Origin of the sequence: Pantoea sp. PNA 14-12 (assembly GCF_004364735.1) — a bacterium.
Classification (GTDB): Bacteria; Pseudomonadota; Gammaproteobacteria; order Enterobacterales; family Enterobacteriaceae; genus Pantoea; species Pantoea stewartii.
This window is the reverse complement of record NZ_SOAJ01000004.1, coordinates 464,074-487,661: the sequence shown is the minus strand read 5'-3', so window position 1 is coordinate 487,661 and position 23,588 is coordinate 464,074. Positions and strand designations below refer to the sequence as shown.

Genomic DNA, 23,588 nt, shown 5'->3' with positions numbered 1-23,588 from the left:
TCTGATAGGTTACACTTACTCACTTTGATGACTCTAGTGGTAACCGTTATGTCTTCTTACCAGCCGGACCCGGCACTGAGCAACCTGACGCTGGGCAAGCCTACAGCGTATCACGATCGCTATGACAACAGCTTATTACAGGCCGTGCCGCGCAGCATGAATCGCGAGCCTTTGGGCCTTTATCCCGATAATTTGCCGTTCTCGGGCAGTGATATCTGGACGCTCTATGAACTCTCATGGCTCAACAGCAAAGGCGTGCCCCAGGTGGCCGTGGGCGAAGTCGAGCTTGATGCCCGGAGCCGTAATCTTATCGAATCAAAGAGTTTTAAGCTCTACCTTAACAGCTTTAACCAGACGCGATTTACAGACTGGGCCGAGGTACGCCAGACGCTGGAGCAGGACCTGCGCGCCTGTGCCGAGGGCGATGTCCGTGTGGCGCTGTTTCGCTTACAGGAGATCGAAGGTCAGCCTGTCGGCCACTTTGCGGGCACCTGCATTGATGAGCAGGACATCGAGATTGAAGATTACGGCTTCAATGCCGATTATCTGATCGACGCCGCCGGTCAGGAACAGGTGCAAGAAACGCTGGTCAGCCATCTGCTTAAATCCAACTGTTTGATCACCAATCAGCCTGACTGGGGATCGGTAATGATTCGCTATCAGGGCCCGCGCATCGATCGTGAAGCTCTGCTGCGCTATATCGTTTCATTTCGTCAGCATAATGAGTTTCATGAACAGTGCGTGGAGCGTATTTTCAACGACCTGATGCGCTTTTGTCAGCCATCACAGCTGACCGTCTACGCACGTTACACGCGACGGGGTGGACTGGATATCAATCCGTGGCGCAGTAATGTGCCCTTTACGCCGGGCCATTCTCGTCTGGTTCGTCAATAGTTTGCGAATCCTTTCTCAGACTGTTAAACGCGCATACGGTTCCACTTGAGCAAACCTTGCCGACAAGGCTACTCTGGACAGGGCGGTAACCTGCGGGTTGCCAACCAGGGATTTTGGTCACTGCATTTGCAGTGTCAGTTATCACCCCAGCGGGTGCAAAGGAGTTCATTTGATTACACATGTCAGCCCTCTTGGCTCTATGGATCTGCTCTCCCAACTGGAAGTAGATATGCTGAAGCGCACGGCCAGCAGCGATTTGTATCAACTTTTCCGTAACTGCTCGCTCGCCGTACTCAACTCTGGCAGTCAGACTGACAGCAGCCATGAACTGCTGTCGCGTTTTGAGAACTTCGACATCAACGTACTGCGCCGTGAGCGCGGCGTTAAGCTGGAACTGATTAATCCCCCGGAAGAAGCCTTCGTCGACGGTCGTATCATCCGTTCACTCCAGGCCAACCTGTTTGCCGTCTTGCGCGACATCCTGTTTGTGAATGGCCAGCTCGCCAGCTCGGGGCGTTTACCCTGCGAAGAGGACAACGACTCAGCCACCATCACCAACACGGTGTTTTCCATTTTGCGCAATGCCCGCGCCCTGCATGTGGGTGAATATCCCAATACCGTTGTCTGCTGGGGTGGCCACTCGATCAACGCGGTGGAATACCAGTATTGTCGCAACGTGGGCACGCAACTGGGGCTGCGTGAGCTGAACATTTGTACCGGTTGTGGACCGGGCGTGATGGAAGCGCCGATGAAAGGTGCCGCCGTGGGCCATGCCCAGCAGCGCTATCGTGACAGCCGCTTTATCGGGTTAACTGAGCCGTCTATTATCGCGGCTGAGCCACCGAATCCGCTGGTGAACGAACTTATCATCATGCCGGATATCGAAAAGCGCCTGGAAGCCTTTGTGCGCATCGCGCACGGCATCATCATCTTCCCGGGCGGCGTGGGTACCGCAGAGGAGTTCCTCTATCTGTTGGGCATTCTGATGAATCCACAGAACGCGCATCAGGTTCTGCCGCTTATTCTGACCGGCCCGAAAGAGAGCGCCGATTATTTCCGCGTACTGGACGACTTCATTGTCAGCACGCTCGGCGAGCAGGCACGTAAGCATTATCAGATCATCATTGACGATGCTGCTGAAGTTGCCCGTCTGATGAGAAAAGCCATGCCGCAGGTGAAAGAGCATCGCCGTGAAACCGGTGACGCCTACAGTTTTAACTGGTCAATGCGTATTGCTCAGGATCTGCAGGTGCCGTTTATGCCAACGCATGAAAATATGGCCAACCTCAATCTCTACACAAACCAGGCTCCAGAAAAACTGGCGGCGGATTTGCGCCGGGCCTTCTCTGGGATTGTTGCAGGAAACGTCAAAGAGATGGGCATTCGCGAAATCCGCGAAAAAGGCCCTTACAAACTGCACGGCGATGCCGACATCATGCACCGCATGGATGAACTGCTACAGGGCTTTGTGGCGCAGCAACGTATGAAACTGCCCGGCACTGCCTATATTCCGTGCTACGAAATCATCAAGTAAATCTGGAGGCAGCCTGCGGGCTGCCCATATCTTATGTCTCTTCACTTACTCATTGTTGACGCCCTCAATTTAATTCGTCGCCTGCATGCGGTACAAGGCTCGCCCTGCGTCGACAGTTGCGTAGGCGCGCTGCGTCAGCTTCTGGGGCACACGCGGCCGACGCACGTGGTGGCGGTGTTTGATGGTGAAGCCCGCCATCAGGGATGGCGGCACCAGTTGTTGCCTGACTATAAAAGTGGACGCCCACCGATGCCCGACGATTTGCAGGCCGAAATGCCCGCGCTGAAGGACGCCTTTCGAAACGCGGGCGTCAGTTGCTGGATAGCCGACCAGGATGAAGCCGACGATCTGGCGGCGACGCTGGCGGTCAAAATGGCGCAGGCTGGTCATCAGGCGACCATCGTTTCAACCGACAAAGGTTACTGCCAGTTACTGGCACCGACGATTCGCATCCGTGACTATTTTCAAAAGCGCTGGCTGGATGTGCCTTTTATTGAAGCCGAATTCGGCGTTGCACCCGCGTTGCTGCCTGACTACTGGGGATTGTGCGGCATCAGCAGCAGTAAAATTCCCGGCATCGCAGGCATTGGCCCCAAAAGCGCCCGGGAACTGCTACAGCAGTTTGGTTCACTGGAATCGCTGTATCAGCAGTTGGATCAGGTGCCGACCAAATGGCGTAATAAGTTACAGGCCGGACAGGAGATGGCGCTGATCAGCCGCGATGTGGCCCGGCTGAAACAGGATTTGGTGCTGGAAGGGAATCTGAATTTACTGCGTTACCATGGCGGCTAATCATATCAGACCGGGCACAATCGTGCCCGGTCAGCAGGGTTAACGCTCGTCGCGGCGGCCACCGACAGCGGCCCAGATGCGACGAATGTGCACTGTCACTTCTTCACGATCGTGATAAAGCTGACGTGCCCGAATCTGCGCGTTAACGCCATTTTCATTGAGCCGCTGCTCGATCATGGCCAGATTCTGCGTGACTTCTTCGTAGCGCTTCTTCATGGGCAGTTTCAGGTTAAATATGGCTTCGCGGCACCAGCCGTTGACCAGCCAGTCCGCCATCAGGTTCGCCACGCGAGCCGGCTTTTCCACCATGTCGCAGACCAGCCAGCTGATGTTGGTGCGGGGCGGACGGAAACGGAAACCGTCTTCACGCTCGTGAAAAACCTGGCCGGTCTCCATCAGGCTGGGCGCCATCGGCCCGTTATCCACGGCGTAAACCATCATGCTGCGCTGTACCAGTTGATAGGTCCAGCCGCCTGGACAGGCCCCCAAATCGACGGCATACATTCCACTGGCCAGACGTTCATCCCACTCATCGGCCGGAACAAAAACGTGAAAGGCCTCTTCCAGCTTAAGCGTGGACCGACTCGGCGCATCAGACGGGAACTTAAGACGCGGAATGCCCATATAAAAGGGTGAGCTGTTCTCCGGCAGTGAATACCCAACGTAGCAGGTGCCGGGGGCGATAAAGAACACATGCACGACCGGGCGTTTTGGGCTTTCATAGCTGAGCAGGATTTTGCTCTCACGCAGGCTGGCGCGCAGCGGGACGGTAAACTTGCGGCAGAACCTGGTGAGCTCTTTGGCTTCGTTGGTGTCCGGCACTTCAACACGCAGTTCCCCACCCTTTTCCACCACGCCGCTTAACATGCCTACGATGGGGGAAATACGATCGTCCTGGGGCAGATCCCGCAGCAGTTCGCCAACAACCAGCATCTGACGGGCAAAAATCAACTGCTCAAACGGCAACTCGCGGATCAGTCTCTCCGCATCGGGCTGCTGGTAGCACTCAAACAGGACATAACCTGCATCCTCTTTAACCCGAGGAAAGCCGTAAACATTGCGCTCGGCGGCTTTAGCACTAATTTCCGCCGCACACTCTTTTTCAAAGCCAGCGCGGCAATACAGTAAAACTTTATTCATGGCGTTCTGCCTTGGTTTTAAGACGCAGTGCGCCAATCAACATCAATAGCCAGCCAACGAGGAAGAACAGCCCCCCGACTGGCGTGATAAAAACAAAAAACGTTAAGTGCGACAGCGCCAGGGAATAGAGGCTGCCGCTGAATAATACGGTACCCAGTGCCATAGAGGCGCTGCTCCAGTAGAACCAGATATTACAGCGATAAAGCATCGCCGCTCCCAGCCCCAGCACAGCCAGCGTATGATAAGCCTGGTATTCCAGCCCGGTATGAATCCAGGCCATTTCAGTCGCTCCCAGCGTTTTATTCAACACATGAGCACCAAAAGCACCAAATGCCACCAGGAAAAACCCACTGATGGCCGCAAAAATAAACATGGCACGTCTGGACATGAATGTATCCTCAAGGTGCGTTTGCAGGTCCCTGCAAAAAAATAAAAAAGTTACTGATCATAACGAAAGCGGAATTTTTCTTGTTCGGTAGCCGCTTTGGCGAGGATCCACTGTCGAAAGGCGGCTATTTTACCCAGTTCTGCCTGACTGTCATGACAAACCAGATAAAAAGCATTTTTGCTCACTAAAACGTCATTAAACGGACAAATCAACCGTCCCGCTTCGATTTCGCTTTGCGCCATAACATTATTGGCCAGGGCAACGCCCTGCCCATGGATGGCCGCCTGCAGCACCATCGCGCTGTGGCTGAAAATGGGCCCCTGTTGCACATTGATATGCTGGACGCCTGACTGACGGATATACGCCTGCCAGTCACGGCGGGAAGCATCATGCAACAGTGTAAAACGAGCCAGATCCATGGGCGTTTTCAGGGGATTTTCACCCGTCATCAGCGATGGCGAACAAACCGGCAGCAAATATTCGGCATAGAGTTTTTCGACCCGCAGGCCTGGCCAGTTTCCCCGGCCATAGAAAATGGCCACGTCCACATCATCGGCCAGCTTCTCTTCATCCCGATCGACCGCCTGAATGCGGACGTCAATTCCCGGATAAGCCAGATTAAAGCTGGAAAGACGCGGGACCAGCCACTGAATCGCAAAGCTTGGCAGCAAACTCACCGTCAACGCCCCTTTGGCGCTGCGTGCCTGCAGTTTACGCGTCGCCTCGTTGAGCGCAGAGAAAATTTCTTTGATATCCAGATAGTAACTTTGGCCTTCCTCGGTGAGTAAAAGCGACCGGTTTCGCCGTCTGAACAGCTTCAGTCCCAGAAAATCTTCCAGTGATTTGATCTGGTGACTGACAGCAGCCTGGGTCACAAACAGCTCTTCAGCGGCTTTGGTAAAGCTTAAATGGCGTGCTGCGGCATCAAATACCCGCAGTGCATTCAGGGGAGGAAGACGTTTTGACATGGTTATCCATAGCCAGCCTGGCAAAAAATACGCGGACTAATACAAAGCCTTAACGTATTAGAATTTATAATCCGAGACATTATAAATTGTCCGTTGAGGAAGCTCCAGCAAATACCTATAGTTGCGGTACTTCCTGAGCCGGAACGAAAAGTTTTTAGATTTGTGAGTGAGTTCGCAGATTTTCTGAAAGCTTTTGGCTTGTGGTCGTGATGTTGTGTTTGCAATTTTGATCTGACCTTTACAGATCAAGCTTTTTTATTTCCTGTAGATTTACCCTGTCTGTCCATTGTGATATTGAGTAGCACCGCAAATTGCGGTGCTTTTTTTATGCGCGGATTACTTCATCTCAACCATTTCTTTCACATCTGAACGGTTAATCTGCTGCTCATTGCCATTCGCATCTTTATAGCTAATCATACCGGTATCAGTATCGACTCTTGGTTTACCTTCAGCAACGATAGTGCGTCCGTCATTGGTATGCATTACGTAGTTGCTTGAACAGGCAGCCAGGGTAAAGGCCATTGTACAAACGGCCAGCATTGCGGCGAGTTTTTTCATCTTCTATCTCCTTGCAGATTGATTGCACCAAACCGCCCGCGTTACGCTGACCCGAGAAATGGTCAAGTGGGATCGACTATCAGAATGTCGTATCGCCATGCGGGTGAAGTTTTTACCTTGCAATATTCAGCATAACCCGCTTTTCCAGCTTTGCCAGACAGACATCCATCTTTCAGCCTGAGTCTGATAATTAACAACGAGCTATGTATGCGTGCCTTTAATCCTTCTTCATTCCGGCAGCAGTTTCCTGCCCTGAGCGACGCGGGTGTTTATCTCGACAGCGCCGCCACCACGCTAAAACCGCAGGCGGTAATCGAGGCGACTCAGCAGTTCTACAGCCTGAGCGCCGGTACGGTTCATCGTAGCCAGTTTGCAGCGGCTCGCCGGTTAACCGAGCAGTATGAGCAGGCGCGGGGCCAGGTGGCGCAGTGGCTCAATGCCGCCAGCGACCGGCAGATTGTCTGGACGCGCGGTACCACCGAAGCCATTAACCTGGTGGCGCAAAGCTGGTTAGCCCCGCGTTTACAGCCCGGCGATGAAATCCTCGTCAGCGAAGCCGAGCACCACGCCAATCTGGTTCCCTGGCTCATGGTCGCACAGGCCACGGGCGCGCGCGTGGTAAAATGGCCAATCGGTGAGGATCGCCTGCCCGATATCGCCGTGCTGCCCTCACTGATCACTCACCGGACGCGTCTGCTCGCGCTGGGTCAGATGTCCAATGTCACAGGCGGCTGCCCCGATTTATCCCGGGCCATCGCTCTTGCCCATGCGGCAGGCGCAAAAGTTATGGTCGATGGCGCGCAGGGCGTCGTACATTGCCCACCGGATGTACAGGCGCTGGATATTGATTTCTATGCCTTTTCCGGCCACAAGCTCTATGGCCCAATGGGCATCGGTGTGCTGTACGGTAAAGCGGAATTGCTGGAAGAGATGGCCCCCTGGCAGGGCGGCGGTAAGATGCTGACGAAGGTCGACTTCACCGGCTTTACGCCCCAGCCGGTGCCCTGGCGCTTTGAGGCCGGTACGCCAAACGTGGCGGGCGTGACCGGACTGAGTGCCGCGCTGAGCTGGCTGCAACAGCATAATATGTCTAAAGCGGAGATCTGGAGCCAGCAGTTAGCCAGTCTGGCCGAGGAACAGCTTGCAGAACTGCCGGGCTTTCGCAGTTTCCGTTGTGGCCAGGCCAGCCTGCTGGCCTTCGACATTCAGGGAATTCATCACAGCGATATCGTGACACTGCTGGCAGAGCATGGGATCGCCTTACGTGCGGGTCAACATTGTGCCCAACCGTTAATGGCGGCACTGGGCGTTGAGGGGACGCTGCGCGTATCGTTTGCCCCCTATAATAATTTACAGGACGTCGATGCGCTGCTGCGCGCTATGCACAGCGCTGTCGCGTTGTTATCGGAGTTTTAATCATGCACGCATCCCTGCTTGCCCCGCATCCGTTCGGTGTTGAAATTACGCCTGCGGATCTGAAAGAAACCTTCTCTCACTGTCGGCAGTGGGAGGATCGCTACCGGCAGCTGATTTTACTTGGCCGACAGTTGCCGGCCTTACCTGACGCATTAAGAACACCGGACAGTGAGCTGAGTGGTTGCGAGAATCGCGTCTGGCTGGGCAGCCAGATCCGGGAAGAAGGTTCCCTGCATTTTTACGGTGACAGCGAAGGTCGCATCGTTCGTGGTTTGCTGGCCGTGCTGCTCACCGCTGTTGAAGGCCAGACGCCCGCGCAATTACTGGCGGCCGATCCGCTGGATCTGTTTGAATCGCTGGGCCTGCGTGCGCAGCTTAGCGCCTCACGCAGTAGCGGCCTGAAAGCGCTGGCCGATGCCGTCCAGCAGCATGCGCAACGGGCGCTGGGTTAACCGCTCATGGCGCAGTCGTCGGCCAGTGTTTAGCTAATCAGGTCAGGCTGGCGGCCTGGCAAACGCGGGCTAAAGCCGTACAACCGCGTTGCACGGCAGATTAGCATTACGCCTGGCGCGCGGCCCGTGCCAGAAATTTCTTCAGGGCATGCGAAACGGCGACAAAGCCAAAGGTGGCGGTGACCATCGTGGCTGCGCCAAATCCGGATTCACAATCCATTCTTTTCGGCCCTTCCGCTGTGCTGCGTGAGGCGCAAACCGAGCCATCCGCCTGCGGATAAACCAGCGCCTCTGTAGAGAAAACGCAGTCGATGCCCAGCTTGCCTTTGCTGTTTTTTACCACGCCCAGCTGTTTAAGCCGCTCGCGTAATTTAGCCGCCAGCGGATCCTGGATGGTCTTCGCTAAGTCAGTCACCTGGATTTGCGTGGGATCGATTTGCCCACCTGCGCCGCCCGTGGTGATCAGGGGAATCTTATTGCGTCGACACCAGGCAATCAGCGCCGCCTTGGGGCGCACACTGTCGATAGCGTCAATTACATAGTCGATATCGGCAGTCAGCAGCGTCGCCGTGTTTTCCGGGGTGATAAAGTCATCAATACAGATCACCTCACAGTCAGGATTAATGGCGCGCAGACGCTCGGCCATCACGTCCGTTTTGGCTTTACCCACATTGCCGCTCATCGCATGTATCTGACGATTGGTGTTGGTGATACAGACATCATCCATATCGATCAGGGTAATCCTGCCGATGCCGGTTCTTACCAGTGCCTCGGCAGCCCAGGAGCCCACGCCGCCAATACCAATCACGCAGAAGTGGGCATCAGCGAAATGCTGCAACGCCGACTGCCCATAAAGACGTGCCGTGCCACCAAATCGCTGGTGCCAGGCATCGTTTAACACTTTCATAGTTGAACCTGTTACTGAGCGCGGGCCCGATCGCCCGCCGCTTCAAAATTTAGTTAGCGCCTAACAGCAGGCTGCCGTTGTTGCTGCTCTGCGCGTTGCTGAACAGCGGCTGACCGGCTCCCGGTGCCGATTTCAGCACCCACACACGACCATAATGGTTATAGAACCCCGCCAGATGGGCAGCATCTGGCCCTACGCCCTGATAGATATCGAAGTGCTGGCCTTTGATCGCGCCGCCGACATCCAGCGCCACCATCACCCGCATTTCATATTTCCCGTTGAATTTGCCCTTTTCATTGAGCTGCGGCACTTCCGCCAGCAGCACCGTTCCGGCAGGAATCAGTGAACGATCGGATGCCACAGAGGCTTTCGCCACCAGCGGTACCGCGCTCGCGCCACGTACCGGCACATAAGGTTCGGGTTTGAAAAAGACAAAGGAGGGGTTAGTTTCTAGCAGCGCCCGCACTTCCTCGGGTGAATGTTCCTCAGCCCACTGGCGAATGGCCTGCATTGACATGTCTTCACGCTTGACCTCGCCCCGGTCGATCAGCTCTTTACCGATGCTATGATAACCCCAGCCGTTTTTGCCGCCATAACCAAAAAAGCTCATCGGACGTCCGTCACCAAAATCGACATAGCCGCTGCCCTGCACATCCATAATAAAGTTATCAATGAGTGAGTTACTCCAGGCAATCACGTAGCGATCGTCTAACGCCCCACTGTATATTGATGCGCGGCTGGGTAATTTCTGACCGCGTTTGCGCGGCGGCATGCGGTAAATAGGGTACTGAAACTCGCCCTGTCGCGTGTAGCGTGCCTGAACGACCGGCGTGTAGTAGCCCGTGAACTGGACGTTACCGTAATTATCGGTGCCTTCCATCTGAAACGCATTTAACCCAAACTGGCGCAACTGTCGTGTATCGCCCCCCGCCATCAGCCAGTTTTCAACCGCACTGTAAGTGCTGTTGTTACGGCCAAACAAACCCGAAGCGGCCGCCTGGATTTGCTGAATCTGTTGCCCAAAATCTCTGCCGTTAACCGGACGGCCTTTGGCGTTAGGTTGATTAACCAGCGCTAAGGGTTGATCAAGTTTTCCGTCTTTATATTGTTGACCCCGATCGGTCGGCTTAGAACTACAGCCCGCCAGAAGCGCTAAAAATGCGCCAGTAAGTGCGTACTTCGCCCAACGTCCTTTCATCTTCATCTCTTTTTATAAGTGTTCGCCACGCGACGATAGCAAAGCCGTCATCAGAATGAAATCCATCCTCTTTCGTCATAACGGATATCGGTGCAATAATTCACCAATTGGTGGAATCCTTCAGCAATTAACAGCAAATTTAGCCTTTTAGGGCAAAAAGGGGTTGCAACAATCATCGTGCGGAGTATAGTGCGCATCCACGGACGCGGGGTGGAGCAGCCTGGTAGCTCGTCGGGCTCATAACCCGAAGGTCGTCGGTTCAAATCCGGCCCCCGCAACCAGTTCTTCTGTAGTTTTGCTCAGACAGAAGAAACAATGTGAAAAGTCGCTATGCGCAATCGGACGCGGGGTGGAGCAGCCTGGTAGCTCGTCGGGCTCATAACCCGAAGGTCGTCGGTTCAAATCCGGCCTCCGCAACCAATTCTTCTGAGATAATGCTCACTCAGAAGGGACAATGTGAAAGTCGCTATGCGCAATCGGACGCGGGGTGGAGCAGCCTGGTAGCTCGTCGGGCTCATAACCCGAAGGTCGTCGGTTCAAATCCGGCCCCCGCAACCACTTTAAACACCTGAGAAGGTGTTTTTTTGTTTCTGGCCTCCGTCAGTCAATCCCCCTCTCCTTTTTACCGCTCAGACACGCAGTGAGATCAGACCGCACGCGAATGTCGCAACAGATCTTGCTCTGGCCAACCCGTTTCTGCTTTTATGATTCATCCGGACACGACAAGGTCTGTTATGAATACCTTCAACATTGCTGCACTTGCTGCACAGTATCCGACGGTTGCGGATATGATCGCGCTGAAAGAAACCATCTGGTTCAATCCTGTCACCACAACCGTCGCCGACGCCCTGCCCTTTGTGGGTCTGACAGAGCAGGACGTTGAAGCCGCCCATGCCCGCCTGAAGCGGTTTGCGCCTTTGCTGGCTCAGGCCTTTCCTGAAACCGCCGCCACGGGCGGTATAATCGAATCGGATGTGGTCGCGATCCCCGCCATGCAGGCCCGGCTGGAACAGGCGTACGGCCAGAAAATTGCAGGCACACTGCTGCTGAAGAAAGACAGCCACCTGCCGATTTCTGGCTCCATCAAAGCGCGTGGCGGCATTTATGAAGTCCTGAATCATGCCGAGAAACTGGCATTAGCTGCCGGTTTGCTGTCCCCGGAGGCGGATTACCGCACGTTGCTCTCCCCCACGCTTCGGCAGTTTTTTAGCCAGTACCGTATTGCCGTGGGATCGACCGGCAATCTCGGGCTGTCGATTGGCATCATGAGCGCCCGCCTCGGCTTTAACGTAACCGTTCATATGTCGGCGGATGCCCGGGAATGGAAGAAAGCAAAACTGCGCAGCCATGGCGTAACGGTGGTGGAATATGAACAGGATTACGGCGTGGCGGTCGGGCAAGGACGCAAAGCGGCCGCATCGGACCCCAACTGTTTCTTTATTGACGATGAAAACTCCCGCACGCTGTTTTTAGGTTATGCGGTCGCAGGCCAACGGCTGAAAGCGCAGTTTGAACAACAGGGTCGCGTGGTTGATGCCCAACATCCCTTATTTGTGTACCTGCCCTGCGGCGTGGGCGGTGGCCCCGGCGGCGTCGCGTTTGGCCTGAAGCTGGCATGGGGTGACCATGTTCACTGTCTGTTTGCGGAGCCCACTCATTCGCCCTGCATGTTGCTGGGCATAACAACGGGCTTACACGACGGCATTTCCGTACAGGACATAGGTATTGATAATGTCACGGCTGCGGATGGTCTGGCGGTAGGCCGGGCGTCCGGCTTTGTGGGCAGAGCCATGCAACGTCTGCTGGATGGCATTTACACACTTGATGATGCGCGCATGTACGACATGCTCGGCTGGCTGGCGCAGGAAGAAGGTCTGCGGCTTGAACCTTCTGCGCTGGCCGGGATGATCGGTCCACAGCACGTATGTGGTTCAGCGCACTATCACGCGCTGCACGACTTCAGCCCAACACAGTTACAACAGGCCACTCACCTGGTCTGGGCGACGGGCGGCGGCATGGTGCCGGAACAGGAAATGGCGCACTACCTGGCAAAAGGCCGCTAAGTGGACGCACATCGTCGGCGAGACAGGAACGCCACGCAACCCGGTCCCTGTTCCGCTTCTGACGGCAAACCCTGACAGCAGATAAGGCCGGGCGGGTGATTTTTCCTGCCCGGCAGCTTAACGGTGTGCCAGCGCCGCCCCGTTTTTGAAATAGGCCTTAATGCCTTCCAGAATGGCCTCGGCGACCTGATGTTGATAACGCGTGGTGCGGAGTTTACGCTCTTCTTCGACGTTGCTGATGAACGCGGTTTCCACCAGGATCGAGGGAATATCCGGTGCCTTCAGCACCGCAAAACCGGCCTGATCCACAGTGCGTTTGTGCAGATGGTTAATCCGCCCCATCCGGTGCAGCACTTCTTTGCCAAACTTCAGGCTGTCATGGATCGTCTGGCGCTGCACCATATCAAACATGGTGTGATCCAGATAGCGATCGCCACTCATGCTGACGCCGCCAATCAGGTCGGATTCATTCTGGGTTTGCGCCAGAAAACGCGCCGCGGCTGACGTCGCCCCCCGGGTCGAAAGGGCAAACACAGAGGAGCCCCGTGCGGCCCGGCTGGTGAACGCATCCGCATGAATGGAGACGAACAGATCGGCCCGCTGTTTACGGGCTTTGGCCACGCGAACCCGCAGGGGAATAAACACATCCTCGTTACGCGTCATGTACGCCTTCATATTGTGTTCTTTCTCAATCAGCGCCTTAAGGCGGCGGCCAATCTTCAACACAATGTCTTTTTCACGGGTTTTGTATTTACCGTGCGCGCCCGGATCTTCCCCGCCATGGCCAGGATCGATCATGATAATGATGGGGCGATCGCGCCCGGCTTTACCGGGTAACGGCGGCTGAACGCTTTCATTTTTATCCAGATCGCCCTGGTTGTAATCTTTCAGTAATGCCAGCAGCGGATCATCTTCTACCGTATTCTGGCTGGGGTAGAGATCGACCACCAGCCGGTGTTGAATACTGGAGACCGGTGCAAGGCTGAAGATTTTTGGCGAGACGTTGCGTTTCAGTTCCAGCACCACCCGCACGGTATTGGCATCGAACTGCCCGACCCTGGCGTTTTTGATAAAAGGATCGTCCACCCTGACGTGCTGGTTAACGCCCTTAAGGACCGAATTAAGGTGCAGGTTCTCAATGTCGATGACCAGCCGGTCCGGATTCGTCAGTGCGAACTGCTTATACTTAAGGGCAACATTGGATTCCAGCGTCATGCGCGAATAGGTTGAAGAGGGCCAGATGCGAACCGCCATAATATGGCTGGTGGCCGCGATGCCCACACCGCTTACGCTGAGCAGCAGCAGTGCCCCAGTACCTTTTAATAATCGTCTACGTGAAATAAGGGGATGACCTTCCGACATGCCACTCCAGCTGTTATATCGTGTTTAAAAAAACGGCAACCAAATAAAATGGCGGCGAAAACTTTATCCAATCCGGCTGACGATGTCACCCCGGAAACTCTAAATAATGCAGTCTGTTAGCGGCGTTATCACCTGAAAAAACGTAAATAAACGTCAGGATTAGCGCTTGCAAAATGGCCGCCAAAGGCATAAAAATACAGAAAATACGAATAAACATTCACTGAGGGTTAGCCGTGAAGGAACGTAGTACTGAACTGGTTCAGGGTTTTCGCCATACCGTTCCCTATATCAATGCGCATCGGGATAAGACATTTGTCATCATGCTTGGCGGTGAGGCCATTGAGCATGAAAATTTCTCCAGCATCGTCAACGATATTGGCCTGCTTCACAGCCTTGGCATTCGTTTAGTCGTCGTGTACGGCGCACGTCCGCAGATTGATGCCAGCCTCGCCGCAAACCAGCTGGAACCGGCTTACCACAAATATACCCGCGTGACCGACGCGCAGTCACTGGAGCTGGTAAAGCAGGCCGCAGGCCGTCTTCAGTTGGATATTACCGCCCGCCTTTCCATGAGCCTGAATAACACTCCGTTACAGGGCGCGCATATCAACGTGGTGAGCGGCAACTTTATCATTGCCCAGCCGCTCGGCGTAGATGACGGCGTCGATTACTGTCACAGCGGTCGCATTCGTCGTATCGATGAAGAGGCTATTCACCGCCAGCTCGACAACGATGCCATTGTGCTGCTGGGTCCGGTGGCCGTGTCAGTGACCGGTGAAAGTTTTAACCTGACTTCTGAAGAAGTGGCCACGCAGCTGGCAATTAAGCTTAAAGCAGAAAAAATGATTGGCTTCTGCTCGGAACAGGGCGTAATCGATCGTGAAGGCAACATTGTTTCGGAGTTATTTCCCAATGACGCTCAGGCACGCATTGATGAAATGGAACGCGATGGCGATTTTCTGTCTGGCACGGTGCGCTTTCTGCGTGGCGCCGTTAAAGCCTGTCGCAGCGGCGTCCGTCGCAGCCATCTGATCAGCTATCAGGAAGACGGCGCCCTGTTACAGGAACTCTTCTCGCGCGACGGCATTGGTACGCAGATTGTCATGGAGTCCGCCGAGCAGATTCGTCGGGCCACGATCAACGACATCGGTGGCATTCTGGAGCTGATTCGTCCGCTGGAGCAGCAAGGGATTCTGGTACGCCGTTCACGCGAACAGCTGGAAATGGAGATCGACAAATTCACCATCATTCAGCGGGATAACCTGACCATCGCCTGCGCCGCGCTCTATCCGTTTATGGATGAAAAGATTGGCGAAATGGCGTGCGTTGCGGTCCATCCGGATTACCGCAGCTCCTCACGCGGAGAGCTGCTGCTGCAACGCGTTGCACTTCAGGCGAAGCAGATGGGGCTGGAAAAACTGTTTGTGTTAACCACACGCAGTATCCACTGGTTCCAGGAGCGCGGCTTCACGCCGGTGGATATCGAGTCGCTGCCGGAGAGTAAGAAAGAGATGTACAACTACCAGCGCCGTTCCAAGGTGCTGATGGCCGATTTAACCTGATGGCAGCCGGGCGGCCATCCCGCCGCCCGACCTGTTATCCCTGCGTTTCCGCCCCCAGCCTTTCCACCAGGCCACTTCGCCGCTGCGTCTGCAACTGGACTGCCCGTTCAAATATCGCGCGATCGCTGTAAAGGGTCAGTTGTTTGCGTGCACGGGTAATGGCCGTGTAAACCAGCTCACGGGTCAGGACCGGCAAAAACTGCGTCGGCATGACCAGCGCGGTATGATCAAATTCTGAACCCTGCGACTTGTGCACCGTCATCACCCATGCCGTTTCATGAGACGGCAAACGGCTGGGCTGAATCGCTTTCACGCTGCCGTCTGGCAACGGAAAAAACACCCTGAGTTGCCCTTCAGCATCACGCAACGTAATGCCGATATCGCCGTTAAACAGCCCCAGGGCACTGTCGTTGCGGGTGATCATCACCGGACGTCCCGGATACCAGCGGCTGCCCAGTGCAGGACGCCGGATGCGCTGCAGCTGCATCAGACGCTGTTCGATGCGCTGATTTAATCCGTGCACACCGAATGGCCCTTCACGCAGGGCACACAGGAGCTGATAACGGCTAAATGCCGCAATGGCCTGTTCTGGCGCAGCCTGACGCTGAACGGCATCCAGATAGTCCTGATAACCCTGCGCCACCTCGTTCAGCATGGTCTGATATGCCTCACCGTCATTCAGCGGCTGAAAAGACAGGTCAGCATGTCCGGCGGCGAACACCTTACTCATCTGGCGCGCATCGCCCTGGTTGACGGTGCGGGCAAGCTGGCCAATACCGGACTTTTCGTCAAAGCGGTAACTTTGGCGGAGCAGACAAATGCTGTCGCGAACGGCAGGCGCGGTATCGTCATCGCTGCCCGTAAGCGCACATTCGGTAAGCGTCACCAGTTGTGCGGCGCGCGCCGGACTGAAGCCGGTTTCGCTGCAACGACAAATGTCCCCCAACACCGCTCCGGCTTCAACCGAAGCCAGCTGATCGCGATCGCCCAGAAACACCACTCTGGCGTGAGGCGGCAAGGCGGAAATCAGTTTTGCCATCATCGTCAGATCAACCATCGACGCTTCATCAACCACCAGCACATCCAGGTGTAACGGGTTACCCGCATGGTAGCGCATGCGCTGCGAGTCAGGCTGTGCGCCAAGCAGGCGATGCAGCGTGGTCGCTTCAGCAGGAAAACGCGCACGCTCGTCATCGTCCACCGCCAGTCCCTGCAGGGCTTTTCCCAGGGATTCGGTCAGACGGGCTGCCGCTTTCCCTGTCGGTGCCGCCAGCTGTATGCGCAGAGGTTCGGGATTCAGGCGAATCAGCGCCGCCAGCAATTTCGCCACCGTCGTGGTTTTGCCGGTACCGGGTCCGCCTGAAATAACGGCGGTTTTACGGGTCAGTGCCACCGCAGCAGCAATTTTTTGCCAGTCGTCAGGTTGACGGCCAAATAACGTCTGCAGAACATCTCGTGCCTGTTGCGAATCAAACGTCCCGCTATCCGGCTGCAATGAGAAAAACCGGGCAACCTGGCCTTCACTTTGCCAAAGCCGGTGCAGGTATAAACGCTGGTGACTCAGCACCAGGGGCGTCACAACGCGGCCATCGCTCACCGCTGACCAACTGGCCAGCTGTGCATGCCGCTCTGCTTCATCGGGCGCGCCTGCGGCCTGCCACAATGCCTGCGCCAGTGCGGGCTGACGACCGGAGAACAGCCCAGCCTCATTCAGGTTAGCCAGCGGCAGGCAGACATGTCCTTCGCCCGCGTCGGCACTCACACAGGCCGCTGCCAGCAACCGAAAGGGTTGCGTCTCATCTGCAATCAGGCGGGCAAACTGAATATCCAGAGGACGCAGTAAACGCTTTTCGACTGCCTGAAGCAGCAAGGCGTTTATATCACTCATAAGCTCTCCTCTGTATAACCAAACAATGCATCCAGTTCCTCAATAAAGGCGGGATCGGGACGAGTGGTAAAGATGCCGTTATCGGCAGAGGTGCCATCCACCCCGCGCAGGAATACATAAAAGACGCCGCCAAAATGCTGTTGGTAATCATAGCCCGCCAGGCGGTGCTGCAGATACCGGTGCAGCGCCAGTGTGTACAGCTGATATTGCAGGTCATAGCGATGGTCGATCATGGCCTGCGCCATCGCCTCCTGCGTATACGCGGTATGGCTGTCACCCAGCCAGTTCGATTTGTAATCCAGCAGATAATATTTTCCCTGCCAGCGAAATACCAAATCAATAAAGCCTTTTAACATGCCTCTCACCTGACGGAAATCCAGCGCGGCAGCGCGCTGCGACAGTGGATCGTACCGGCGCATCAGCGCATCCAGATCGGCAGCCGTCAGCAGGCGGTTTATCGGCAGGTAAAACTCCATCTCAATCAGCCGATCAGCGCTGCGGATGCAGTCCAGGGTTAAGCCGTCTTTGTTGAGCGGCGTGGTCAGTACGCGGGCGATCCACTGCTCAATCACGGGCAGCCAGTTCAGGGAATAGCCCTGTTGCTGAAGCTGATCCTCCAGCCAGAATGCGTCCGGCGGCTCAGTGAAATCCATGGCCTCAAACAGCCCGTGCAGAAACGTGCCGGGAGCCGCACCGCGGGGGAAGTGGTGCGGCGTTAACAAGGGCTCTTCATCCTCAACCGCCTCACCAGCAGCATCAATATCGAATTTCGGCAAAGCATCCAGCAGGGGGGAACTGCCGTGCTGTTGTAATCCGGAGTAACTGGTGACGCGCCAACTGTCCGCCAGCGCTCGGGTCATTTCCCGACTGCTCAGCGCGTTCTCGCGGTGTTCGCTGTCCTGCCACTTCGCGCCGGGCTGCAGCTCGCTCCGTATCACCTCAATCCCTTCGCCTGCGAGCGCCTCAAGATGGTGACTGAGCACGGCGGCATCGCCGCTCTCACCGCGCTGTACCAGGTAGCCCAGCGCGCTCTTATGCAGATCGCTGTCGCCCTCTTTTTTACGCGCGCCTTTGATTAGGGGCGCAATACCCACGCTGCAGTGGTAAACCGAGCGCGTCAGCGCGACATAGAGCAGCCGTAAATCCTCGGCCAGTCGCTCCTCTTCCGCCAGCGTCAGGCTCTGTGCATCGCCCTGTACGTCGAGCATGGCAGCAAAACTTTCACGGTCGTGATACAGGGCGCTGGCCGCTTCGCGAAATCCGGCCGCAAACGGCAGCCAGACCAGCGGATACTGCAGGCCTTTGGATTTGTGAATCGTGACGATCTGCACCAGATGGCGATCGCTTTCCAGACGCAGCTGCTGACTGGCGGCCTGGCTGTCAGGGCGGGCAATTTGCTGTGCCAGGAAACGCACCAGTGCATGCGTGCTGTCGAGCTGCGTTGCCGCTTCCTGCAGTAATTCGCCCAGATGCATCAGATCGGTTAAGCGCCGCTCGCCATTTTCGGAAGCCAGCATATTTTCCGCCAGTTGCCGTTTAATCATTACATCGCGCAACATGGGCAGTACGCCACGTTGCTGCCAGATCTGCTGCCAGCTGACAAACTGCTCTACCAGCGCATCCCACTCACGTTCGTTTTGCGCCAGCGCATCAAGTTGGGCGGCATCGATAGCAAAGATGGACGTGGCCAGCGCGCTACGCAGCAGTCGCTCCTGTTCAGGTGACTGCACCGCCTGCAACAGCCATAACAGCTCGCGCGCTTCAGGCGTGGTATAAACGCTGTCGCGGCTGGAAAGATAGACCGACGGAATGGCCAGCTTATTCAGCGCGTCACGAATCAGACTGGCTTCATTGCGGCTACGCACCAGTACGGTGATATCCGAGGCCTTAACCGGCTGCAGTGCATCGCCTTTCCCTAACCGCGCCTTGCCCTGCTGACCGGCCACCAGCCAGCGGCTGATATCGGCCGCACACTGCTGGGCCATAAATTGTTGGTAATCACTTACTCCAACACCTTCGCCCGGCTGGAGCCAGAAGCGCAAGGCAGGCTGGGGCTGATCATGGTAAACCAGCGTTAACGCCTGATTCGGGGCGGCCGGGCTGACCGGAAGAAACGGAATGGAAGAAAATAAAAAGGGTGCGTCAACCTGTGAAAACAGGCGGTTGACGCTGTTCACCATCGCGGGCGATGAGCGCCAGTTCGTCTCCAGCGTATAGTGAGCACTAACTTCACTACGGGCGCGTAAGTAGGTAAAAATATCTGCGCCGCGAAACGCATAGATCGCCTGCTTGGGATCGCCAATGAGCAGCAACGCCACATCCGGCTGTTGAATATACAGCGTACGGAAGATTCGGTACTGTTGCGGGTCGGTATCCTGAAACTCGTCAATCAGGGCCACCGGGAAACGGCCACGAATAGTTTCGGCCAGCAGCGCCCCGCCCGGCTGCTGAAGCGCTTCATCCAGACGACTTAACAGATCGTCAAATCCCAGCAAGGCACGCTGCCGTTTTTCCCGCTGCACCGTTTCTTTCACCTCGCTCAGCGCCTGCCAGATGATGATATCGCGGAGCGTCAGCGGTTCGGCAAGAAAGCCATCGACGGCATCGAACAGCGCATGTTGCGGTGCCTCGCCCTTTTTGGTTTTTTCGTGCAGCACCTGCTGGCCAAAGCGTTCAAGCTCTTTAGGAAACTGGTAATCCAGCGTATCGCTCTGTGCCCACTGAGTCACTTTCGCCACCCAGTTAGGTAAGTGCTTACTGCTGTAGCTGCGTTTGTCGACGCCGGAAGCCGCGATCATCCCTTCGATATCGGCACAGACAGTCTGCCACTGCTGCTTGAGGGCCTGGATGCGTTGCAGGTTAGCGGTATGACGTGATGCCAGCGTTTCGTCTGCGCGAGGCGGACGCTTCAGCCTGGGGGATTCCCCCTGCAGCCAGGGCCGTAACGTCGTCAACAAACTGTCCGGGCCGCTCCACTCCGCCGCGATCACCCGGGCCACATCCAGTGACAGGGGATAACACTGGCGACGCCAGAAATCCGCCGCGGCCTGGCGGAGTAACGTTTGTTCGTTTTCGATGAGTTCCTGCTCGAACAACATGCCTGACTCAAAGGCATTCAGGTTGAGCATGCGCTGGCAAAAACCATGAATGGTAAAAATCGCCGCTTCATCCATTTGCCGCTCAGCCGCCAGCAGCAGCGAGGCCGCCTGGGGCAAATCCGCTATCTGTTCAATCAGCTGTTGGTGCATGGTGTTATGGCTTTTACCCCGCACGCAGGCGAGCCGAAGCTGATGAATATTGTCACGAATACGGCCGCGCAGCTCCGCCGTGGCGGCTTCTGTAAAAGTCACCACCAGGATCTCTTCGACTGACAGCGGCCTGCGCCAGGCGTTCTCGCCCCCCAGCCCTAATAACAAACGCAGGTAGAGCAGACCAATCGTAAAGGTTTTACCGGTGCCCGCTGAGGCTTCAATTAAGCGCTCGCCGTTGAGGGGCAGCGTTAGGGGGTTTAACGGTTCAGGTCTGGACGCCGTCATGGTGTTTCACTCTTGACCGGCAGAGACTGCTGTAATTTGGCGATTTCTGGCCAGGTCCGCCAGCCCGGTAACGGTGCGAAGGCGATGTTATGCTCGCCGCTACCGGCGATTTGAGAGGTCATTGCCATGCCCTTTTTCTGCATGACGGCCTGGTGAAAGAAGTCCGCCAGTCCGGCAGGGGTAAGCTGTTGAACCTGCTCCATCAGCTTTTGTCGGGTATCAAAATCGTAATTCTGCCGATCAAAATCGCGGCTGTAACGGTCGGCCTCTTCATTCAGCGTTTGTGGACGCTGTTTCAAATCGTTGATCATGGCCTGCTGATACTGCACAAAATCGGCCTGACTCATCGAGCGCAGGCGGTGTTCCGCCTGGGGATAAAACGCCTGATAGCGCTGCATCAGATAAGCGGGTGGTTTACTGTTACTTTGCAGCAGAAAGCCAATCCCCCACTGACGCCCTACCGGCATCCTGAACGCAAACACGGCATAACCTAACTGCTCCTCGGTACGCAGTTGGTTATAGAACCACGGCTGGACAATCTGACTGAGCATCGCGCTGTTGGCCATACTCTGGTATTCGTCATAACCCAGGGGAATATAGAGCGCCGCCAGCGCAGAGTCCGTACTGCTGCCGTGCTGCTCCAGATTCGCCTTAAGCGGCTTTTCGACACTGAGGTAATTGCTGTGCCAGTAGTGCGTACCGTCGCACTGCATCTGCTGTTTCAGCTCGCGTCCCAGTTGCGTCACACTGTCAGCACTCAGGTTACCGATCACCATCATTTCTGGCGTGGCATTTTTAATTAAGGCATCGCGATAGGCCACGACATCCTTCAGTGTAATCCCCTTGACCAGCTTACGGCGCGTGTCTCGCTGCGTGTAAGGCAGCTGGGATAAGAGCTGCATAGGCTGGATCGCCTGCTCAAAGGCTTTTCCTTTCTCTGCGGCATCCAGACGCTCCAGATACCAGGATTTGGCCTGTTGTAGCTGTGCCTCGCTGGGCTGAAAAGTGCTGTAGCGATTAACTAACTGCTTAAGCAGGTCAGGCAGGCGTTGTGTAAAGCCGCTGGCATTAAAGACCAGACCATCGTTTTCGCTGGTTGAAAAACTGATGCCGCCAATAGACGCCTGGGAACTCAGTTCATCCAGCGCCAGGCTTGCCAGATAATCATTCAGGCCGAACAGTACCTGCTGACGCGCATCACTGATCGCCTGCTGATTTCGCAGCGCGACGGTGATGCTGGCCTTTGGCTCGCTGGCATAGAACTGGCTTGGCATCCAGTAAATACGCATCCCGAAATCATTGTCGAGCTTAACCGGATGACGGTAGGTTTTGTCAGTCGACACCAGGGTAAACGCATCGGGAATGTAGGGATTTAAGCGCGGCATGGCGAGCTGAATCGCCTGGCCACGCTGTTGCCATTGCGTCAACGTCTGGGCCGTTATCTTATCAACCTGATAAGGCGCATTCACAAAATAGGCCAGCTTGTTATGCGGTTCCTGCGGGCTGATGTACCAGATTCGCGCCTGCGCTGGCGTCATGCTTTCCAGACGAGCATTGATAGCCGCGGGATCGTAGCGATCGGCCAGATAAGGCGCATCCAGCGTGTGCTCAACCGGAACACGCAGCATCGTATCCGCCAGCCACTCAATATAGTCCATGTCGCGGGTGATTGACGGATAACGGAAGTCCAGCGCCAGCACATGCGAAACTTCATCGAAATAGCGTTGGTCGATACCGTTTTTGCGCAGCATCGCGAGGTAGCTAAAAACAGCCGCGACGACCTCATCACGTTGTGCCAGACCTTTGTCCGTTAATGACACGCTGATGGAGAACACGCCGCTGGTGCGCTCGGTCACCGGATCGGCCCCCGCGCTGACGCCGTCGGCCAGGCCCTGTTTTTGCAGCCAGTCGGCCAGCGTATTGGGGCTGCGGTTACCAATGACATAGCTGATAAGCGTGTCCGTTTTACTGCGAAAGCGGTCACTGTTATTCGGTATACGGAACTCGATTTTTAACTGCTTACGCGGCTGCGCCGGCACATAGTGAATAATGATGCCCTGCTGGGCTTCCGTAACGACCGGCTCGGTAATCGCGGGAACGCTGGCATTGTGGTTAGCCACGCGCCCAAACGTATTCACGGCGATGGTCGCCATCTCTGCCAGCGGTTTATTACTGTAGATCACCGCCTTCATCAGATTGGCTGAATAGTGCGTGTGGTAAAAGTCCAGCAGCGCCTGATGCAGATTACTGCCGGGCTTATCGCGCAGGGTATCCAGATTGCCGCCGTAAAAATGCGCGGCCGGGTGCGCCGGGTTAATCGTCTCAGCCCCGACCTGTCCCATGCGCAAACCGTCACGGGACCGTGCCATGGTCAGCTCAGCATTGACCGCATGGCGTTCCCGATCGGCATTGACCGGATCCAGTAAGGGTTCAGCAATCGCGTCGGCCAGACGATCGACGGCAGGCTCAAGCGCATCGTTTTCGACTTCGAGGTAATAAGCCGTGCGACAGGAGGCGGTGCTGGCATTATGGCTGCCACCGTGTTTCTTGAGAAAATCGGCAAGGCTGTCAGGCTGTGGGTAACGCGTTGAGCCCATCAGCACCATATGTTCAAGGTAGTGCGCCAGGCCGGGCTGCTGCGCGGGATCATCCAGTGAGCCAATGGGCAATGTCAACGCAGCAAGGGATTTCGGCGCCTGAGTATCTGAAACCAACAGCACCGTCATGCCATTATTCAGCGTGATGGCCTGATACTGACGCGGATCCTGTTCGCTTTTCCCGATGGGCGTGTTGACAGGCTGCCAGCCCGCGCCGGTTTCGGCTTGTACCGCCAGCGCCAGTAAGCCCAGCAGAATGGCGGCGATCAAGCGTGCATGTGTGCGCATGTAAAACCTCTTACGTTACCCAAAAGCCGCGTTGCGAGCGCATTA

General features: G+C 55.8%; 17 protein-coding genes and 3 tRNA genes. 10 read left to right on the top strand and 10 right to left on the bottom strand.

The window, feature by feature from the left end; all coding sequences use genetic code 11:
- Positions 1 to 48 precede the first annotated feature (48 nt).
- The 3 genes from queF (at position 49) to xni (ending at position 3,220) form a co-directional block, all read left to right on the top strand.
- Positions 49 to 894 carry an NADPH-dependent 7-cyano-7-deazaguanine reductase QueF gene (gene queF / locus C7434_RS16250; protein ID WP_033739575.1) on the top strand — a complete coding sequence of 282 codons (846 nt, stop codon included), beginning with the start codon at positions 49 to 51 and terminating at the stop codon, positions 892 to 894.
- 169 nt (positions 895 to 1,063) lie between these two features.
- Complete coding sequence (gene ppnN / locus C7434_RS16245; protein WP_006120778.1) at positions 1,064 to 2,428, top strand: nucleotide 5'-monophosphate nucleosidase PpnN; 1,365 nt, start codon at positions 1,064 to 1,066, stop codon at positions 2,426 to 2,428.
- A 33-nt stretch (positions 2,429 to 2,461) separates the two neighbouring features.
- Positions 2,462 to 3,220 (top strand): flap endonuclease Xni, encoded by a 759-nt coding sequence (gene xni, locus C7434_RS16240; RefSeq protein WP_006120779.1) that lies wholly within the window; start codon positions 2,462 to 2,464, stop codon positions 3,218 to 3,220.
- A gap of 39 nt (positions 3,221 to 3,259) precedes the next feature.
- Here the strand turns inward: xni and rlmM are convergent, their stop codons facing one another.
- The 4 genes from rlmM to C7434_RS16220 form a co-directional block, all read right to left on the bottom strand.
- Positions 3,260 to 4,360 carry a 23S rRNA (cytidine(2498)-2'-O)-methyltransferase RlmM gene (gene rlmM, locus C7434_RS16235; RefSeq protein ID WP_033739577.1) on the bottom strand — a complete coding sequence of 367 codons (1,101 nt, stop codon included), beginning with the start codon at positions 4,358 to 4,360 and terminating at the stop codon, positions 3,260 to 3,262.
- Positions 4,353 to 4,748, bottom strand: coding sequence for a DUF423 domain-containing protein (locus tag C7434_RS16230; protein WP_014605150.1), 396 nt, complete (start codon positions 4,746 to 4,748; stop codon positions 4,353 to 4,355). The genes rlmM and C7434_RS16230 overlap by 8 nt, the downstream gene beginning before the upstream one ends.
- A 50-nt stretch (positions 4,749 to 4,798) precedes the next feature.
- Positions 4,799 to 5,716: a transcriptional regulator GcvA gene (locus C7434_RS16225; protein ID WP_006120782.1), complete on the bottom strand. Its 918-nt coding sequence runs from the start codon at positions 5,714 to 5,716 to the stop codon at positions 4,799 to 4,801.
- Positions 5,717 to 6,052: 336 nt separating this feature from the next.
- Complete coding sequence (locus C7434_RS16220; RefSeq protein ID WP_006120783.1) at positions 6,053 to 6,274, bottom strand: YgdI/YgdR family lipoprotein; 222 nt, start codon at positions 6,272 to 6,274, stop codon at positions 6,053 to 6,055.
- Between the two features lie 207 nt (positions 6,275 to 6,481).
- Between C7434_RS16220 and csdA the strand changes: the two genes are divergently transcribed.
- Complete coding sequence (csdA, locus tag C7434_RS16215) at positions 6,482 to 7,690, top strand: cysteine desulfurase CsdA (protein WP_006120784.1); 1,209 nt, start codon at positions 6,482 to 6,484, stop codon at positions 7,688 to 7,690.
- Positions 7,691 to 7,692: 2 nt separating this feature from the next.
- Positions 7,693 to 8,142, top strand: coding sequence for a cysteine desulfurase sulfur acceptor subunit CsdE (gene csdE / locus C7434_RS16210; protein ID WP_033739583.1), 450 nt, complete (start codon positions 7,693 to 7,695; stop codon positions 8,140 to 8,142).
- 106 nt (positions 8,143 to 8,248) lie between these two features.
- On the opposite strand, the gene tcdA is transcribed toward csdE, so the two are convergent.
- Positions 8,249 to 9,049, bottom strand: a complete 801-nt coding sequence (gene tcdA / locus C7434_RS16205; RefSeq protein ID WP_006120786.1) for a tRNA cyclic N6-threonylcarbamoyladenosine(37) synthase TcdA — start codon at positions 9,047 to 9,049, stop codon at positions 8,249 to 8,251.
- A gap of 49 nt (positions 9,050 to 9,098) precedes the next feature.
- Positions 9,099 to 10,247: a murein transglycosylase A gene (gene mltA / locus C7434_RS16200; protein WP_033739585.1), complete on the bottom strand. Its 1,149-nt coding sequence runs from the start codon at positions 10,245 to 10,247 to the stop codon at positions 9,099 to 9,101.
- Between the two features lie 204 nt (positions 10,248 to 10,451).
- Here mltA and C7434_RS16195 point away from each other — a divergent pair.
- The 4 genes from C7434_RS16195 to dsdA all read left to right on the top strand — a co-directional run bounded on the left by C7434_RS16195 (position 10,452) and on the right by dsdA (position 12,310).
- Positions 10,452 to 10,528: transfer RNA gene (locus C7434_RS16195), tRNA-Met, on the top strand.
- A gap of 62 nt (positions 10,529 to 10,590) precedes the next feature.
- A tRNA-Met gene (locus C7434_RS16190) sits at positions 10,591 to 10,667 on the top strand.
- A 61-nt stretch (positions 10,668 to 10,728) separates the two neighbouring features.
- A tRNA-Met gene (locus C7434_RS16185) sits at positions 10,729 to 10,805 on the top strand.
- Positions 10,806 to 10,981: 176 nt separating this feature from the next.
- A complete protein-coding gene (gene dsdA, locus C7434_RS16180) occupies positions 10,982 to 12,310 on the top strand; it encodes a D-serine ammonia-lyase (RefSeq protein WP_033739587.1) in 1,329 nt (442 codons plus the stop codon).
- 117 nt (positions 12,311 to 12,427) lie between these two features.
- Here dsdA and amiC read toward each other — a convergent pair whose 3' ends face one another.
- On the bottom strand, positions 12,428 to 13,672 hold the full coding sequence (amiC, locus tag C7434_RS16175) for an N-acetylmuramoyl-L-alanine amidase AmiC (protein WP_033739588.1): 1,245 nt from the start codon (positions 13,670 to 13,672) through the stop codon (positions 12,428 to 12,430).
- A 233-nt stretch (positions 13,673 to 13,905) separates the two neighbouring features.
- On the opposite strand from amiC, the gene argA reads away from it, so the two are divergent.
- Positions 13,906 to 15,234: an amino-acid N-acetyltransferase gene (argA, locus tag C7434_RS16170; RefSeq protein WP_033739589.1), complete on the top strand. Its 1,329-nt coding sequence runs from the start codon at positions 13,906 to 13,908 to the stop codon at positions 15,232 to 15,234.
- Positions 15,235 to 15,268: 34 nt separating this feature from the next.
- On the opposite strand, the gene recD is transcribed toward argA, so the two are convergent.
- The 3 genes from recD to ptrA are packed head-to-tail and all read right to left on the bottom strand — an operon-like array spanning position 15,269 to position 23,543.
- The gene (gene recD, locus C7434_RS16165) at positions 15,269 to 17,122 is read right to left on the bottom strand and encodes an exodeoxyribonuclease V subunit alpha (RefSeq protein ID WP_033739591.1); all 1,854 of its coding nucleotides are present in this window, start codon (positions 17,120 to 17,122) and stop codon (positions 15,269 to 15,271) included.
- Positions 17,119 to 20,658: an exodeoxyribonuclease V subunit beta gene (gene recB, locus C7434_RS16160; protein ID WP_033739593.1), complete on the bottom strand. Its 3,540-nt coding sequence runs from the start codon at positions 20,656 to 20,658 to the stop codon at positions 17,119 to 17,121. Before recB ends, recD begins: the two co-directional genes overlap by 4 nt.
- Positions 20,655 to 23,543 (bottom strand): pitrilysin, encoded by a 2,889-nt coding sequence (ptrA, locus tag C7434_RS16155; RefSeq protein ID WP_033739595.1) that lies wholly within the window; start codon positions 23,541 to 23,543, stop codon positions 20,655 to 20,657. The genes recB and ptrA overlap by 4 nt, the downstream gene beginning before the upstream one ends.
- Positions 23,544 to 23,588: the final 45 nt, after the last annotated feature.